The sequence below is a fragment of the Nonlabens arenilitoris genome, from assembly GCF_002954765.1.
Lineage (GTDB): Bacteria > Bacteroidota > Bacteroidia > Flavobacteriales > Flavobacteriaceae > Nonlabens > Nonlabens arenilitoris.
In genome coordinates, this window is sequence record NZ_MTPW01000001.1 from 3,192,061 (window position 1) to 3,208,755 (window position 16,695).

A 16,695-nucleotide genomic window follows, 5' to 3' on the forward strand; every position below is an offset into this window, starting at 1 on the left:
ACTTACGAAAATCCTCGCGGATTTTCTATTCGGTTTGTATTTGCTAAATTAGTTGCTTAAACACGCAACGAAATCATACACAATCACGTTCTAGTCCATTGCCTGCGGCCGTAGGTTTTCGCTTTTGTAATTTATAATTACACTCTTGGGATTAGAAACTATAGCACTGCAATAACGCTGCAAAAGATCAACCAGCCATAGTAATTATAAATCACAAGTCTCCCAACCTACTCAACTGTCTTCCTCTCGTTGTGCTCGTCGGAGACAATAATGGCAAAGCTGTAAAACCTCTTGAGCAATAGTCAGCTTGTACTTACACAATTCACGCCAGCCGCTAGGAAACAAACAAGAACGTTATATAATGGCGATTGAGACGTTTTAAAGGCTTATAGCGAGGCTGTGATTATTCCAAAATTCTGTAACTTCACAACCATTAACCAACAAACAAAAGGTCAACGCGTACCGGCTAAAACGCCTCACTCGCCTTATACCTTTGCCATTGGTAGCCATATATGAAAACCGACTAAAAAACATTACTTTTGAACTGTGTTAAGTCGAATAAGAAATAGCGTATTTACGAAAATCCTTTGGGGACTAATGGGTTTATATCTTCTCAACATAAGTGTTGATTCTGCAGACCCAAACCCTGAACATATTCTTGAAGATTTATCATTCAATGACCAAGAAAGTATTATTGAATTAATTCTTGAAAAAGTACTGGGTTATGAAGATGCTATTAAAGAATACGATGACCACGACACCGAAGACCACAACAAGCAGAAAAATATTAAAATAGACTTTTTAGTGCACGTTATTCAGGCAGATAAATTCGAACAAAGCCTAATTGACGAAAGAAAAAAACTTTATCCTGATTTTGCAGCTCGATTATCAAAAGGCTTCAATAAAATAGACAGTCCACCACCCAAGATTTGATTTGTTTTACAATTTGACTAATTCTCACCTATTTAATAGTAGTGGGAATATTTCTTAATGCTTAAAAAACAAATCAAAATGAATTTAAAAAAATTATTAGTGCTAATAATACTTTTGGCATCTTCAACATATTCAATTGCACAAATTACAAAGACTGAAAAAGACAGTATTTATATCCAACAAGTAGAAGACCATAAAGAACCTGACAAAGTTCTACACGCTGAACCACTCTATATTGACTTAATTCGAGATTTAGGGGCAAGAAAAGGAGAAAAAGAGTGGAACGTTGGTTTAGGCTTAACAGATAACTTAAAATTTGATGCTTATGAAGCTCTAATTGAATATGAATGGGCACCTATCAACAGATTAGGATTTGAAGTTGAACTACCATTCACTTTTTATTCCCCACAAAGTGGTGTAAGTCGAGATTCAATACCTTCAAATAGATTAAATAGCATTAAAATAGCTACTCAATGGTCTTTTTTTGTTAGTGAGCCAATGGCAACATCAATGGCAATTGGATATATCAACGAGTTTGAATTGTCGGATTTCAGAAACTTTGGAAGTCCTTTCATTAAAGGAAATATCTATAATCCGTTTTTTGTTGTTGCAAAACGTTGGGGTAACAATTTTCATTCATTGATATATACAGGTCCAATGATTGAACAGAATTTCATTACCAATGAATTTCATACGACTTATGATATCAACACAAGTTTTCATTATATGATTACAGGCACAAGAAATTTCATAGGTATTGAATTTAACAAAACTATTGACAATAGCGACTTTGATATGACAATACGACCACAAATGCGTTTAGGAATAGCCGACAACTTATTGGTTGGAATTGTAGCAGGAATTCCTGTAAGTAGAGAAAATGAAAGGTTTAGTTCTTTCGTAAGACTCATTTGGGAGCCGAAACATAAGCATAAATAAAAATACGGCTACCAACAATGTATATAAAAAATAGCGGTTTAGGTACAAATCTGAACCGCTATTACCTTTAATTTAAGTATATTGTTTTCCGAAAATCTAGTATTTAAAACCCGCTACTTTTCATATACGAGACCGTTCTAGTCCATTGCCTGCGGCCGTAGGTTTTCGCTTTTGTAATTTATAATTACGCTCTTGGGATTAGAAACTATAGAACTGCAATAACGCTGCAAAAGATCAACCAGCTATAGTAATTATAAATCACAAGTCTCCCAACCTACTCAACTATCTTCCTCTCGCTGTGCTTGTCGGAGACAATAATGGCAAAGCTGTAAAACCTCTTGAGCAATAGTCAGCTTGTACTTACCCAATTACCGCCAGCCGCTAGGAAACAAACAAGAACGTTGTATAATGGCGATTGAGACGTTTTAAAGGCTTATAGCGAGGCTGTGATTATTCCAAAATTCTGTAACTTCACAACCATTAACCAACAACCAAAAGGTCAACGCGTACCGGCTAAAACGCCTCACTCGCCTTATACCTTTGCCATTGGCAACAAGCTAAAAACATTACGCTGAAAAATGAACCGAATAACAAAAAACATAACATTACTTCTGATTTTTGTCTGTATTTCCTGCAACCAAAAGAAATCTGACAAAACTTACTTGGCGAATTATATTAATTCCGTGAAAGTCGATAATTCACTTACGGAAAACCCTTTGCTGATTATCGATGGATATGCAGTTGAATATGAAACAATGAATGACGGTTGGTTCCTGTTACTTGAAGAGGATATTTCAAAGGTTAAGTATTTGAAAAAAGAAAACGCTGAAAAAATATACGGAGGAAAAGGTAAAAACGGAGTTGTTTTATTAACGACCAAATTACAAGAAAGAGAAATAGCAAATACAAAGTCGGACAAGAAAACTCTATATGTTCTTGACGGAGAAATAATATCTGTCGATGAATATAGAAAAATTGACCAAAGCAAAATAATTGGAGTTGGAACAATAACGGAACAGAGCGCAATAAAAGAATTTACATCGGACAATTATGATGAACTGATTTACGTATCGACAAAAATGACGACTGAATAGATAAAAGCCAGTTGCCAACACCGTGTATAATTAATTGCTTTGGCAAGTGCTTATTTGGAAAATTCCTTCGGAATTTTCTCGCGTTCGTTTTTGTTTACTAAATTAGTTGCTTAAACACGCAACTAACCATACACAAAACCGTTGTAAAACATTTGAGGAAACAGAACTATGAAAAAATATTTATTGACTATTATGTTACTTCTTTTCGTTTTGAACTCATTTGCTCAAAAGAAAACAAAAGAGGAAAGACAAGCGGAATTGGACGCTAAAAAAGAAGGGAATTATATAGCAAGAGAAAAATTAGATTATTCACCATCATTTGCTTTGTTACTTGCTCAAGGACAAATGTTCACCAAAAAGGTTAATGTAACTATTGATTTTGGACAAAAATCAGGCTTTTTCGAGCAAAGTTATATACGTGACGAAAATGGAAAGAAAATAAAATTTTATACTGTCATTGACGCTCTAAACTATATGAAATCCTTAGGATGGGAATTTATAGACGCTTACGCAATTACAATCGGCAATTCGAATGTCTATCATTATTTATTCAAGAATGACGGAAATGCAAAAATTCCGAATGTTAATGTTGACGGAGAAGAAAATGATGATAATTAATAATTGTTTAAGTAAACGGATTTATAAAATAGAATTAATAAAAACGTTTTAGAGCATAAAATATAATGCGATAAAATCATTTCTTATCTTCATAAATAAGACAGCATATTATTGATGGATACACTTTACTTATCGGCTGCCTAACTAAGTCTATTATTTTAAAAAATGAAAAACAAAACTTTTGGATATACCGAAGATTGGAAAACGAGTCACATGGCCTATTGGGTTCATATCGAGGCAGATGATAAGCCTTGGTACACATCTCAAAAATTTAATCCACCAGCACCAGTTCGTCACGGCAGTTTAGGTTATCCTTACTTGACTATTGAATTAGATGGATTTAGATTTTCGTTTACTAGTGAAGCTCAATTTGAAGAATTTAAAACGATAATGGCTAGAAAACTACTTCCTACGACTATAGAGCTATCCAGTAAAAGACCAGGACGTAAAGGGCCTAATGGTCACTGGTTAAGTCGTTTACCAGCCAAAACAAAACCATGAAAATACCGAGAAAAGTTGATAAAGTACTGTAACCAAATAGATTTTAACGAGAACTGAACAACTCACAAAGGCAAAGCTTAAAAATGAACTATCCAGAAATAGCTCATAAAGTCATCCAATTAAAAGACGCTGATCTAGCCTTGCGTGATGAGCTTATTCAAAAAGGCCAACTAAGCAATGGTTATGATACAGCTATGGAGCAGTTACATATCAAAAATGCTGACCAATTAGATGAAATCATCAACCTGATCGGCTATCCTACCATTGAAAAAGTAGGACAAGAAGCCAGTGAAGCGGCTTGGCTTATCATACAACACGCGATTAGCAAACCAGACTTTATAAAAAAGTGTGTACAGCTATTGCAACATACAGATCATAACGATACCGTAAAATTAAATATAGATTACTTAACAGATCGCATTGCTGTTTTTGAAGAAAAACAACAGCTCTATGGAACTCAGTTTGATTGGGATGAAAACGGAGAATTATCACCACAGGCATTTGACGACCTCAACAAAGTAAATGAAAGAAGAAAAGCATTAGGCCTTCATGCTTTAGAAGAGCAAACACAAATCATCAGACAACGAGCTAAAGAAGAAAACCAATCGCCACCAACAGATCTTGAAAAACGAAAGAAAGAAATAAGAGCGTGGAAAAAAAGGTAGGTTGGATTAAAAAATAATACCATCACTTAACACCTTATAATTCAACACCTCTTTTATAAGAGTGGTATTTCTTTTTAATAGTGATACAAAAAGATGATCAATTGAAATCACTAATCTAAATTTGCATCCAGATAGCAAACGATAAAAAACACCTTGCAAGAAGAATTAAAAAAGTATCGAGATCAGTGTTATACTTGCATGAGACCTGCAAGCACTTGCGTTTGTAAACTTATCAAACCGTTGCAAACCAACACTAGGTTTGTAATTTTAATGCATCCCAAAGAGTATAAGAAACAAAAAAACGGTACCGGTCACATGACCAACCTACAGCTAGAAAATGCAGAAATCATAGTAGGTGTTGATTTTAATAAACATCAACGCGTTAATGAAATTCTGGCAAATCAAAATAACGCTTCTTTCCTACTCTATCCTGGCAAACAAAGTTTCAACTTATCTACCAGTAATGGTACAGAAATAAAGACATTTATGGGACAGCATCCCTATCTATTTATACTAGATGGTACCTGGCCATGCGCTCGTAAAATGCTTAAACTAAGTAAGAACTTACAACAGCTTAAAAGAGTAAGCTTTGACAATTCCATAAAATCAAAGTTTATCATCAAGCAACAACCAGAATCTCTATGTTTGAGTACAATTGAATCTGTTTACACCGTATTGAACTTACTTAAAACTGGCGGACTAGAAAATTGCGATACGAGTAAATTTCTCGTTCCGTTTGAAAAAATGATTGAATATCAACTGGATTATATGTTGAATCCAGATAGTAAAAACTATTCTTTAACGGCAAGTAGAGAAATCGCTCCAAAGTTTCAATACAAGAAAAAGACCCAAAGAAGCACCATTCTAGAATCATAGATTCACTTCTTAATGTGAATCGCTCTATACTGCCACTTCTCTATCCTTTATAACAATTACTTAAAACGACTGAAAAGTCATCAATTTTAGATAATTTCACAGCCTCAAAAAACGTATCGCAATGGATTTTAATGTAGGAGATCAAGTAGACCTCATCATCGTAAATGAAACACCGCTAGGTTACACGGTAATGATCAATGGTGTCCATGAAGGATTACTATATAGAAATGAGGTTTATGTAGAGTTAGAAGATAATTCTAAACACACAGGCTATATCAAAAACATAAGAGAAGACGGCAAAATTGACGTTTCTCTAAGGCCGCAAGGCTTCCTTAACGTGATCGATAGTGATGTTGATAAGGTGATGTCATTGCTCAACGAGAGTCCTTATGGCTATTTACTCTTAACAGATAAAAGTCCGCCAGACCATATACGCTATCACCTTAATATGAGTAAAAAAGCTTATAAGAAAGCCCTAGGTCATCTCTACAAGCAAAAACTGATTACCATTTCTGATGAAAAAGTGGCGCTGGTAGATAAGAAATAAGTGATCTCTACCATATGAAAACCTATACTAAACCCTACTGGCTAGCACTGGTAGGGTTTTATTTTTATGTAATCCACGATAGATTGTGAATAGATAAAGATGTTTTAATTACGCTTTCGCGAAAGCGATAACCAACTGTCCTACAATTATTTGAACTATATAACTCTTTTATCATACTTTAGGAACTGTGATAAGTTGTACCTTTTTTAAAATCTAAAAATGGTTGTACGATGAAAAGAATTTTGTTCTCACTGTTATTACTAGGATCTTTATTATTAACCTCTTGTGGATCAGAGATTCCGATAGAATATTTAGACGTCAGTCCAGATAAAAACACATACACCAAAACCATTTTAGAGAATGAAATAAAAGGTATTCATGTAGAGCACATTGCTCTTACAGGAGAACATCATCTAGAAGATCAATCGCAAAATGGATTCAAGTACATCTATTTATTTGTAAAAGGTAATGGTACAGTAAACGCTGCAAATAAGGATTATGACATCGTACCAGAGACCATACTATTGCCTAATGCAGCTCCATCCATTACGGTGCATACCACAGTAAAAGACACTTTACATTATCTTAAAATATCGAGCCAGTTAACAGATCAAGATCTTAAGGATCTAGAAGAGTTTCCTGCAGAAAACACACAACAGGTGTACTATGCAAAGTTTACCGATTGTAAATCCTATACTGAGCCTATAAAGAGCCCTAACACGGTAAGTCGTACCATATTGCCTAATCAATATATCCCAAGAATTGCAATGGGAACGGTACAAACGACTGGACCAGATCAAGTAGGTGCACATGAACATCCTATGTTAGAGCAGTTATTTTTAGGCCTATCAGATAACAACTGCACCGTTTATGCAGATGATGCACAGGTAGATTTCCCTGAGTATTCTGTACTACACATTCCGTTAGGTTCTAGTCATTCTGTATCTGTAGAACAAGATGAATTGATGTATTATGTATGGATGGACTTTTTCAGAGATAAAAAAGGGAAGAATGGCTTAAAACTCATAATCAAGATGAGGATGAAGAATAAGTAAGTCTGCTGATAATCAAATAGAAATAGCTCCAAGCACCTGTAAAAAGATAATTGGAGTTTGATTATGTTTTATTGATATTTTTAAGAGCATAAAACGAGAGTAAGAATAAACTGCTTTTATGTAAATTCACTGCTTCTATACTTAAGTTATTTTGAAAATTCACCTCATTCTTTTTTTATGCGTGGTTAGTCTTAAAGGCTATACTCAAGAATATCCTGCACAGACTAAACATATTAAAACTATAGAGTCTGTAGTCTATGAAAAGAAGGACACCGTTGATCATAGAACATCTGTCACTTATTATGATAAGGATTGGAATCTATTATCTAACACCAACACACTTTCTTCTGTGTTAGATAAAGGATCTAAAACAGTAACTATTTTAGACACAGAAGAAAAATTTGTTCAAGCAATTTTAACTTCAGAAAAAGACACCTTAGACTACATTGTGTATTTATATGATGATCAAGGTAATAGAACGCATAATTATCAAATCAGAAAAGGAGACACTATTACCAGTCAAAAAAGAACCTATGATGATCAAGGAAACAATACTGCACTACATAACAAAAAGAACGGAGAATACTATTTGAGTTTTAAAGCAAAGTATAACGATGCTAATCAAATCATTTCTAGACACTGGTACAATCCTTCAAACCGATTGACAAGAATTGAAAAGTATGAATATTCAAAAGACGGGAAAGAAATAAAATATTTTAAAACGAACAGAAAAGGAATCCTGAAATTAAACAGAAAAACGGTTGAAATAGGATTGAGAACACATCGTATCGATCATTATGCCGATTCAAAAGGAATCAACTATGGCATTACCCTAGAAAAGAAAAAAGGATATTACACCATAGAAGAAAAGGATGAAAATGATAAGTTGATTTCGCTAGAAATATTTAATAAACGAGATCAATTAACAACATCTGTCTACATAAGATATACTGAGATCTAAAATCAACGATTGCCTGAATATCTATTTATTCTATTGTCGAGATTGTAAGCTTAGTAATTCTATAAAAGTTACCTATTACAATGTATGACTCATTTACTTTTTTGAAATAGGACTTACAATTTGTACGTTAGAAAATGCGATGGCACCTTTTATAACTCCTGCGATTACATTTTGTAAGGCATCTATGATTTGTAATTTCAATTCGCTGTGATGGTAAATCAAACTCACCTCGCGCGCTGGTGATGGATCTTCAAAAAAGCGCAGGTTTTCTTTTTTACGATCGCTTAAATCCATGGTATTTAAATAAGGTAATAAAGTCATTCCTAGACCTTCATCTGCTAGTTTTATAAGTGTTTCAAAACTACCACTTTCTAGCATGAAATGTTCGTCTTCAGTATCTCTGGTGTTGCGACATAGATTAAGCACACTGTCTTTAAAACAATGTCCATCTTCTAATAGTAAAAGCTCATCTGCATTAAGATCTTCAACCTTTATTTTAGATTTTTCTTGAGTAGCATATCTAGGATCATACACTACAAAAGGCTCATAGTATAAAATGCGTTCTTTAATCATGTCATTATTAAGAGGTGTTGCTGCAATGGCTGCATCGATACTACCGTCTTGTAATGCATCTATAATACTGTCTGTAGTCAACTCTTCAATACGCAGTTTAACCTTTGGATATTTATTGACAAAATTGCGCAAAAACATAGGCAACAATGTAGGCATCACTGTAGGGATCACTCCTATTTTAAATTCACCACCTATATAACCTTTTTCTTGATCAACTATATCTTGTATACGGTCACTTTCATTGACAATATTACGCGCTTGATTCACGATTTTCTTTCCTGTTTCAGTAAGTTCAATAGGCTTTTTAGAACGGTCAAATATCTGAATATCTAACTCGTCTTCCAGTTTTTGAATTTGCATACTTAAGGTAGGTTGCGTCACAAAAACCTTCTCTGCTGCCTTAGTAAAATTTTGATATTGTGCTACAGCAAGAACGTATTTCAGTTGGGTAATAGTCATTATAGATATTTTCAACAAAAATAAATGATCCTATGTGATTTCTCTATTGTAAAAACTTCCTTTTTTCTGGTCTATTTAACGTTTGGGTCGTATTTTTAATAGGCTCTTTAATAATGCTTTCGCGTAAGCGTACTAAAAGATTAACAATAAGGTTTTTAAAGAATAAAAAGGTGTGATAAAAGACACGTTATAAATATAAAATTATGCTAGAACCATTAACTAAAATCATCGCTTACACCTTTACTTTTATGATCCTTGCTGTAGGAATATGTGCTGGAGTTGTACTTTACGTAGATCACACTGCGACGTCCTATCAAAACGACCTAGCCATACAAACTGGTCCAGATTTACCACCTAAACCACAGTTCAATGAACAACAATTACTAGGACAAAATTTATTTAAAGCAAATTGTGCCACATGCCATAAACCTAACAAACGTGCCGTAGGACCAGCACTAGCTGGTGTATCTAGTAAATATGACCGAGACTGGATTTATTCGTGGATTGAAGATCCACAAGCAAAAATAGCAAGCGGTGACGCCGATGCGCTTAAAATCTATAATGAGTACAATCAAACTAATATGAATGCGTTTCCACAATTGTCTCATGACGATATAGATGCTATACTTGCATATGCAGATTACTATCTATAATGAAACATGGAAAAACAGCCTGTGAATGGTGCCTTACTGAGTGTGATAACGATCATTTACAATGTAAAAAGTGTGGTGGACCTATTACTGTATTAGAACCTTGGGTTTTACAATGCGGCTGGTGCAGCTCTTCTAACCGACGAGATTTAACCACAAATTGTAACAGTTGTGGTGGTGAGTTGCCTCACATACCTGGCACACCTAGATTACCTGAGCCGCCAGTGGCACCACGATTTCTAGCACCAGGATATGAGAATAGAATTAGGTATTGGAAAAATCCATCTTTTCTAGTAGGAGCTATTTTTTGCATTTTTCTTTTTCCAGGTTTGTGTGTATGGCCCATGTTAATCTTTCCATTAATAGGCCTTTTTATCTTGCGATGGAGTATAAAAAAATCTAATCATAAATTGAATGCTCTTAAATCTGGTGTGCCTACACGTGGTATTATTCTAGATGTTTTTATTGACATGAATCAACATATTAATAATAGAAATCCGGTGCGTATCGATTATGAATTTGATACACCAGATGGAAATTATACTGATTATGTTAATGTGTGGGATGAAACAAACTTACGTAGACCAGCAGGTGAACATCTTTGGATTGTTTTTAATCCTAAGAATCCAGCCGAGAATAATATATGGCCACCGTTAAGTTAATGGCAATTGATAGATAAATTAACATTTTGCCAACTCATTATTGCTGTAGGTACATCTATTTTTAACCTATTATTTAATTCTTATGAAGATTACAGCATTTGCAGGTAGTAATAGTAGATCCTCAATTAACAAAAAACTGGTTACTTATACGGCCTCATTATTCAATCAACCAAATACGACTATACTTGATCTTAATGATTATGACATACCATTATATGGTTTGGACCTAGAGCTTGAAAAGGGAATCCCTAACGATGTGCTACGATTCTCAAATGTTCTTAAAGAATCTGATTTGTTAATCATATCGCTAGCAGAGCATAATGGAGCTTATGCAACCGTTTTTAAAAATTTATTTGACTGGTTATCTCGTGTTGATGGTACAAAAGGTTTTCATAACAAACCTATATTTTTAATGGCTAGTTCACCTGGTGGTCGTGGTGGTGCCAGTGTTTTAGAAATTGCCAAAGCTAGATTACCATTCAATGATGGTGAAGTTATAGACACTTATAGTTTTCCTAATTTCCCGTCTAATTTCAATGACACAGATGGTATTACAGATGCAGAGCTTAAATCAATACTACTCGATAAAATAGAAAACGTAAAATCACAACTTAAATTTTAATATTATGGCAACTATAACAATAGGTGGAAATGAAATATCTACCAGCGGTACCCTTCCAGAAGTAGGAAGTCAGGCACCAGACTTTAAACTAAAAAAAGCAGACTTATCTGAGGCTTCTCTTAGTGATTATAAAGGTAAAAGAGTTATCCTTAACATCTTCCCTAGTGTTGATACTGATGTGTGTGCTACATCTGTAAAAAACTTCAATAAAAGAGCTACAGAACTAGACAACACAGCAGTACTATGTATTTCTAGAGACACACCATTTGCACAAAAGCGATTTGCAAGTGATGAAGGATTAGAAAACGTTGTTAATTTGAGTGATGTGATCGATGGATCTTTTGGTAAAGACTATGGATTAACGATGACATCTGGACCGTTAGCCGGTTTTCATTCTAGAGCAGTAGTAGTACTTAATGAAGAAGGAAAAGTTATTTATAACGAGCAAGTACCTGAAATTGCAGATGAACCTAACTATCTTGCAGCTTTAAAGACATTACTATAATTGGCACTAGGTACATTTTTACATAAAAGATTAAAAGGTTGCGGCTATGCTTTTAAAGGCGCCGTGACCTTATTAAAAACAGAAGCTAGTATTCAAGTGCAAGCTTTTATTGCTGTGGTCATGACTATTGCAGGATTTTATTTTAACATTACCGCCACAGAGTGGATGATTCAAATTATAGCCATAGGCCTTATTATGAGTCTAGAAGGTATGAATACTGCAGTAGAAGCCATAGCAGATTTTATTCACCCAGATTTTCATGTGAAAATAGGTCATATTAAAGATATAGCCGCTGGTGCGGTTTTTATTACAGCGATCACAGCAGTAGTCATAGGATTGATCATTTATATACCCTATTTTAAAGAGCTTATATTTTCATAATATTTTAATTGACAACTACTTAAGTTAATTATCAAATTATTTTTTATTCTATTCCTATCTTCGTTAATTATTAACTGATAACTATCTATTGATAAGAGTACAATATTGTTATTTTTGTGCGTTCACCTAAGTATATGGCCAAAAAGAAAATCACCAAACCTAAATCTCCTAAAAAACCACTAATACCTAGCTTTACATTAAGCAGAAGGCAAGAGGTCATTATAGGATTATTATTGATGGGACTAGGTGTTATCCTTTTATTTTCATTTATCTCTTTCTTTTTTACATGGCGTGAAGATCAAAGTATATTGGGCAACATCTCTGACCGTGAGATCGTCGCTCAAAACTGGCTTAGTAAAATAGGCGCTGGTTTAAGTGATTTTTTTATCTATGATGGCTTTGGTATAGCTGCACTATCGATACCGGTATTAATCATTATAACTGGTATATTCTTATTTGCTCCAAAGAAGGATGTATTTACGCTTTCGCGAAAGCGTATCCTCAATCTATGGTTTTGGGGATTATTATTAATGTTATGGCTGTCCATGACTATGGGCTTTTTTCATGCCTCTAACCCTTTACTAGGTGGTAAAGTAGGAATGGAATTAAATGACTTTCTACAAGATTATATAGGACTGCTAGGTACCATAGTGGTAATGATTATACTGGCTATCATCTACATGGTATTGCGCTTAAATATAACGCCTGAAAAAGTAAGTGCTTATTTTAATAAAAAAGCTAGTGAAGTAAAAGATAGCTTTGAGCCGGACTTAGTAGCGTCTGATGAAGAACAAGACTGGGAAAAAGCAACTATTGAAGGTCAAAAAGCGGTAGAAGATGTGGTAAAGCCTGCTCCTATTATCACTGAAGAAATGGAAGTTAGCATTTCAGAACCTGAGATCATTCCAGAACCAGAAATTATTCCTGAACCTGTTTTAAAAACGATTCCTAAAACAGATGAGGACGATGTAGATGTTGAAATTAATGCTGTTATTGATGAGGACGAGGATATTAATAGTAAGGCAGAAAAAATAGTTGAGGATTTTGGCGAATTTGACCCAACACTTGAGTTGAGTAATTTTAAATTTCCACCTCTAGAACTACTTAAAGATTATTCGCAAGGTAAAACCATCACTATAAATGAGGAGGAATTACAAGCTAATAAATTAAAAATTGTTGAAACACTCAACAATTATAAAATAGGTATTGCCAAAATTACCGCAACAATAGGACCAACGGTTACTTTATATGAAATTGTACCTGAGGCTGGTGTACGTATTTCAAAAATTAAAAACTTAGAAGATGATATCGCATTATCGCTAGCGGCACTAGGTATACGTATTATTGCTCCTATACCTGGTAAAGGGACTATAGGTATTGAGGTTCCTAATCAAAATCCTTCTATCGTATCCATGCGATCTGTTATCGCGTCACCTAAGTTTCAAAAAGCTGAAATGGAATTACCGATCGCCTTTGGGAAAACGATTAGTAATGAAACTTTTGTTGTAGATCTTGCAAAAATGCCTCACTTACTTATGGCTGGTGCGACAGGTCAAGGTAAGTCCGTAGGTCTCAATGCAGTTTTAACTTCCCTACTCTACTCTAAGCATCCTGCTGAGGTAAAATTTGTACTAGTAGATCCTAAAAAAGTAGAATTAACTCTATTTAATAAAATTGAACGCCATTACCTAGCAAAACTACCTGATAGCGGTGAGGCGATTATTACAGACAATTCGTTAGTGATCAATACTCTTAATAGTTTATGTATTGAGATGGATCAACGATATGACATCCTAAAAGAAGCGATGTGTCGTAATATTAAGGAGTATAATGCAAAGTTTAAAGCAAGAAAGTTAAACCCAGCAAACGGTCACAAATTTCTTCCATATATCGTACTGGTAGTCGATGAGTTTGCAGATCTAATTATGACCGCTGGAAAAGAAGTTGAAACTCCTATAGCCCGACTAGCACAACTGGCACGTGCCATTGGGATTCATTTAATTATCGCGACACAACGACCATCTGTAAATGTCATTACAGGTATGATTAAAGCAAACTTCCCTGCTCGTGTTTCTTTTAGAGTACAACAAAAAGTGGATTCTAGAACGATACTAGATAGTGGTGGTGCAGATCAACTTATAGGACGTGGAGATATGCTGTATACATCTGGTAATGAAATTATAAGAATACAATGTGCCTTTGTAGACACTCCAGAAGTTGAAAAAATTACCGATTTTATAGGCTCGCAAAAAGCTTATCCTGATGCTTATTTACTGCCTGAATATGTAGGTGAAGAAGGTGGCACAAGTCTTGATATAAGCATAGACGAAAGAGATAGTAAGTTCAGAGAAGCTGCAGAAGTGCTCGTTATCGCACAACAAGGTAGTGCCTCATTATTGCAACGTAAATTAAAATTGGGTTACAATAGAGCTGGTCGTATTATTGATCAATTAGAGGCCGCTGGAATTGTAGGTGGTTTTGAAGGTAGTAAGGCTAGACAGGTGTTAATTCCAGATCTTGCATCTCTAGAGGTATTTTTAAACGAAGAAAAAAACAAAGGTTAAGACCATGAAAAAGATTTTCATTTTATTACTATTATCCGTTGCTTCCATAAGTAACGCACAATCGTCAAAAGCAGAACAGCTTTTAAAAGAAGTAGCGACTAAGTTTAAGAGTTATGAGAATGTAGTGTTTACTTATAAAGGTAACTTACAGAATTCAAGATCACAATTGAACATGGACGTTCAAGGAGAAGCGACCTTAAGTGGAGAGAATTATAACGTAGAATTTTTAGGAAGCACTTATGTTTTTAACGGTGACAAACTTTATGTTATTAATCGTGAAGATGAGCAAGTAACCATTTCTAATCAAACTGATAAAGAAGATGGACTGATCTCTCCAACTAATATCTTGACATTTTACGAAAAAGGATACCGTGCAGAATGGGATATTGAGCAAAATGTAAGAGGTCGTAAGATCCAATACATTAAGTTAACACCTATTAAATCAGATTCTGAATATAAACAAGTATTATTAGGTATAGACATTAATACAAAGCACATTTATAATGCTATTGTAACTGAAGTGAGTGGTACCAAAGCTACTTTTACCTTATTATCACTTAAGACTAATCAGCCTTTATCAAAGAAGTGTTTCTACTTTGATCCTAAAGATTATGATGGTTGGGACATAGAGAATCTAGACTAACTTGAAAATACTGGATAGATACATATTGACTTCATTTATAAAGACGTTTTTAAGCGTCTTTATTGTCATTATGTTTATTCTTATCCTACAAGCCATATGGCTTTACATTAAAGATCTTGCAGGTAAAGATTTAGATATGATTACCATAGCTAAATTTATGATGTACACCATTCCTGTAATTGTACCTCTAGCCCTACCCTTAAGTATTATTCTGGCTTCGATTATGGTTTTCGGTAATATGGCCGAAAATTATGAGTTTGCTGCCATGAAATCAAATGGTATCTCTTTACAGCGTGCCATGCGATCCTTAATTATAGTCGTAGGTACTTTGGGAGTTACCTCCTTTTTCTTTGCAAACACAGTAATTCCATGGGGACATTTTAAACAAGGAAATTTAAGACGCAATATAGTTAACAGTAAACCAGCAATGGCTATAGGTGTTGGGAACTTCAATCAGTTAGGAGACATCAATATTAAAGTAGATCAAAAATCTGGTGATCGTGGGCAGTATCTGGATAATGTTTTAATCCATAAAAAAAATCCAAAACGCAACGGTAACTTTACCGTAATTAAAAGTAGAAAAGGTGAATTGAAGAGCTCTTTAAAATCTAATATTATACAGCTGGTATTGACTGATGGTAATTATTATGATGACCTATTCCCAGAAAATGCTCAAAAAAGAAGAAGTTCTCCGTTTGTACGCAGTTATTTTGATACTTACACACTTAATGTCGATGTGTCTGGATTAAACAATGTAGATCTCAATAAGGCAGATGTTACTGATAATCATCGCATGCTTAAGATTCATGAATTGCAAACCAGTATCGATTCATTCACAACTAAGTTTAACGACAACCTATCTTTATATCACAAGGCACAACATAAAAAGTGGGCTCCAGAATTGATGAAATCCAGAATACCCGATACCATTATTGCTGGAGACATTAAGGACAATTTTATAAGCGAATTGAAGATATACGATCAACGACGAACTATTGAGAATACCATCAATAAATTAAAACAGCAACGGTCTACCTTAGAAAATAGAATGTTTCAATTAGGTGAAGAATCTAAGCGTATTGCTAAACATGAGATTGAAATACAGAAAAAATTTGTTCTAGGAGCGGCCTGTATTATTTTGTTTTTTATAGGTGCGCCACTAGGTGCCATTATAAGAAAAGGTGGCATGGGATTACCGCTAGTGATTGCTACTTTATTCTTCTTATCCTACCATTTCATCAATATTTTTGCCGAGAAAGCCGCTGTAGAAGGTGCCTTTCCTACTTGGGTAGGCGCATGGATGGGCACATTAATTATTTTCCCATTAGGGATACTACTTACCTACAGAGCTACCACAGATCAAGGATTCTTTGATTTAGGTGGCGCGGTAGAATCCTTACTATCTAGGTTTAAAAAAAAGCCAAAGAATCCTAGCACAGCAGTCTAA

The 16,695-nt window shown here is 34.6% G+C and carries 19 protein-coding genes; 18 read left to right on the forward strand and 1 reads right to left on the reverse strand.

Annotated features, from left to right (window positions below; all coding sequences use genetic code 11):
- Positions 1-597 precede the first annotated feature (597 nt).
- The 10 genes from BST92_RS14295 (at position 598) to BST92_RS14340 (ending at position 8,189) form a co-directional block, all read left to right on the forward strand.
- Entirely contained in the window at positions 598-933 is a 336-nt protein-coding gene (locus tag BST92_RS14295) for a hypothetical protein (RefSeq protein WP_170061762.1), read from the forward strand.
- Between the two features lie 78 nt (positions 934-1,011).
- Positions 1,012-1,872 carry an HAEPLYID family protein gene (locus tag BST92_RS14300; protein WP_105072293.1) on the forward strand — a complete coding sequence of 287 codons (861 nt, stop codon included), beginning with the start codon at positions 1,012-1,014 and terminating at the stop codon, positions 1,870-1,872.
- Between the two features lie 683 nt (positions 1,873-2,555).
- Positions 2,556-2,966 (forward strand): hypothetical protein, encoded by a 411-nt coding sequence (locus BST92_RS14305; protein ID WP_146105169.1) that lies wholly within the window; start codon positions 2,556-2,558, stop codon positions 2,964-2,966.
- A 168-nt stretch (positions 2,967-3,134) separates the two neighbouring features.
- A complete protein-coding gene (locus tag BST92_RS14310; protein WP_105072076.1) occupies positions 3,135-3,584 on the forward strand; it encodes a hypothetical protein in 450 nt (149 codons plus the stop codon).
- 165 nt (positions 3,585-3,749) lie between these two features.
- Positions 3,750-4,085 carry a hypothetical protein gene (locus BST92_RS14315; RefSeq protein WP_105072077.1) on the forward strand — a complete coding sequence of 112 codons (336 nt, stop codon included), beginning with the start codon at positions 3,750-3,752 and terminating at the stop codon, positions 4,083-4,085.
- A gap of 83 nt (positions 4,086-4,168) precedes the next feature.
- Positions 4,169-4,750: a DUF6624 domain-containing protein gene (locus BST92_RS14320; protein ID WP_105072078.1), complete on the forward strand. Its 582-nt coding sequence runs from the start codon at positions 4,169-4,171 to the stop codon at positions 4,748-4,750.
- A 153-nt stretch (positions 4,751-4,903) separates the two neighbouring features.
- On the forward strand, positions 4,904-5,626 hold the full coding sequence (locus BST92_RS14325) for a tRNA-uridine aminocarboxypropyltransferase (RefSeq protein ID WP_105072079.1): 723 nt from the start codon (positions 4,904-4,906) through the stop codon (positions 5,624-5,626).
- A 121-nt stretch (positions 5,627-5,747) separates the two neighbouring features.
- Positions 5,748-6,173 (forward strand): S1 RNA-binding domain-containing protein, encoded by a 426-nt coding sequence (locus tag BST92_RS14330; RefSeq protein ID WP_036584813.1) that lies wholly within the window; start codon positions 5,748-5,750, stop codon positions 6,171-6,173.
- 230 nt (positions 6,174-6,403) lie between these two features.
- Entirely contained in the window at positions 6,404-7,228 is an 825-nt protein-coding gene (locus BST92_RS14335; RefSeq protein ID WP_211292509.1) for a hypothetical protein, read from the forward strand.
- 151 nt (positions 7,229-7,379) lie between these two features.
- Entirely contained in the window at positions 7,380-8,189 is an 810-nt protein-coding gene (locus BST92_RS14340; protein ID WP_146105170.1) for a hypothetical protein, read from the forward strand.
- Positions 8,190-8,282: 93 nt separating this feature from the next.
- On the opposite strand, the gene BST92_RS14345 is transcribed toward BST92_RS14340, so the two are convergent.
- A complete protein-coding gene (locus BST92_RS14345) occupies positions 8,283-9,221 on the reverse strand; it encodes a hydrogen peroxide-inducible genes activator (RefSeq protein ID WP_105072081.1) in 939 nt (312 codons plus the stop codon).
- Between the two features lie 203 nt (positions 9,222-9,424).
- Between BST92_RS14345 and BST92_RS14350 the strand changes: the two genes are divergently transcribed.
- The 8 genes from BST92_RS14350 (at position 9,425) to BST92_RS14385 (ending at position 16,695) form a co-directional block, all read left to right on the forward strand.
- Positions 9,425-9,874, forward strand: coding sequence for a c-type cytochrome (locus BST92_RS14350; protein ID WP_245910952.1), 450 nt, complete (start codon positions 9,425-9,427; stop codon positions 9,872-9,874).
- A complete protein-coding gene (locus BST92_RS14355) occupies positions 9,874-10,533 on the forward strand; it encodes a hypothetical protein (protein ID WP_105072082.1) in 660 nt (219 codons plus the stop codon). Before BST92_RS14350 ends, BST92_RS14355 begins: the two co-directional genes overlap by 1 nt.
- Before the next feature lie 82 nt (positions 10,534-10,615).
- A complete protein-coding gene (locus BST92_RS14360) occupies positions 10,616-11,155 on the forward strand; it encodes an NADPH-dependent FMN reductase (RefSeq protein WP_105072083.1) in 540 nt (179 codons plus the stop codon).
- Between the two features lie 4 nt (positions 11,156-11,159).
- A complete protein-coding gene (gene tpx / locus BST92_RS14365; protein WP_105072084.1) occupies positions 11,160-11,660 on the forward strand; it encodes a thiol peroxidase in 501 nt (166 codons plus the stop codon).
- Entirely contained in the window at positions 11,661-12,041 is a 381-nt protein-coding gene (locus tag BST92_RS14370; RefSeq protein ID WP_105072085.1) for a diacylglycerol kinase, read from the forward strand.
- Positions 12,042-12,175: 134 nt separating this feature from the next.
- Positions 12,176-14,605, forward strand: a complete 2,430-nt coding sequence (locus BST92_RS14375) for an FtsK/SpoIIIE family DNA translocase (protein ID WP_105072086.1) — start codon at positions 12,176-12,178, stop codon at positions 14,603-14,605.
- A 4-nt stretch (positions 14,606-14,609) separates the two neighbouring features.
- Positions 14,610-15,248 (forward strand): outer membrane lipoprotein periplasmic chaperone LolA1, encoded by a 639-nt coding sequence (gene lolA1, locus BST92_RS14380; RefSeq protein WP_105072087.1) that lies wholly within the window; start codon positions 14,610-14,612, stop codon positions 15,246-15,248.
- Positions 15,249-15,273: 25 nt separating this feature from the next.
- Positions 15,274-16,695: an LptF/LptG family permease gene (locus BST92_RS14385; RefSeq protein WP_281257028.1), complete on the forward strand. Its 1,422-nt coding sequence runs from the start codon at positions 15,274-15,276 to the stop codon at positions 16,693-16,695.